The organism is Listeria rocourtiae FSL F6-920, assembly GCF_000525975.1.
GTDB lineage: Bacteria > Bacillota > Bacilli > Lactobacillales > Listeriaceae > Listeria_A > Listeria_A rocourtiae.
In genome coordinates, this window is sequence record NZ_AODK01000126.1 from 1 (window position 1) to 780 (window position 780).

The 780-nt window shown below is 43.1% G+C and carries 1 protein-coding gene; it reads right to left on the bottom strand.

Annotation, left to right across the window (positions count from 1 at the left end):
- Positions 1 to 780: toxin Cry1Ac domain D-VI-related protein (locus PROCOU_RS17960; RefSeq protein ID WP_244266354.1), on the bottom strand; the 780-nt coding region annotated here is incomplete at both ends.

A 780-nucleotide genomic window follows, 5' to 3' on the forward strand; every position in this document is an offset into this window, starting at 1 on the left:
TTTTCTGCTTCTGCTTGCACTGTTTTCGCATCTAATTGGCTTTGCGCTTTGTTTAGATCTGCTTGTAACGCTGCTTTCTTCTCTGGATCTGTCACGTTGTTAATCAACGTTTGCGCCGCATCAATCTCCGCTTGTGTCATTGTTCCTGTAATCGTACCGTTTGGATCTTTGTTGGTGAATAAATTATTGACTGCTTCACGCGCTTTGCTTTCTGCTTCTGCTTGCGCTACTTTCGCATCTAATTGACTTTGCGCTTTGTTTAAATCTGCTTGTAATGCTGCTTTCTTCGCTGGGTCTGTTACCTTATTAATCAACGCTTGCGCCGCATCAATCTCCGCTTGTGTCATTGTTCCTGTAATCGTACCGTTTGGATCTTTGTTTGTGAATAAATTATTTACTGCTTCACGTGCTTTACTTTCTGCTTCTGCTTGCGCTACTTTCGTATCTAGCTGACTTTGTGCTTTGTTTAGATCTGCTTGTAACGCTGCTTTCTTCGCTGGGTCTGTTACCTTATTAATCAACGCTTGCGCCGCATCAATCTCCGCTTGTGTCATTGTTCCTGTAATCGTACCGTTTGGATCTTTGTTTGTGAATAAATTATTTACCGCTTCACGCGCTTTACTTTCTGCTTCTGCTTGCACTGTTTTCGCATCTAATTGGCTTTGCGCTTTGTTTAGATCTGCTTGTAACGCTGCTTTCTTCTCTGGATCTGTCACGTTGTTAATCAACGCTTGCGCCGCATCAATCTCCGCTTGTGTCACTGTTTCTGTAATCGTACCG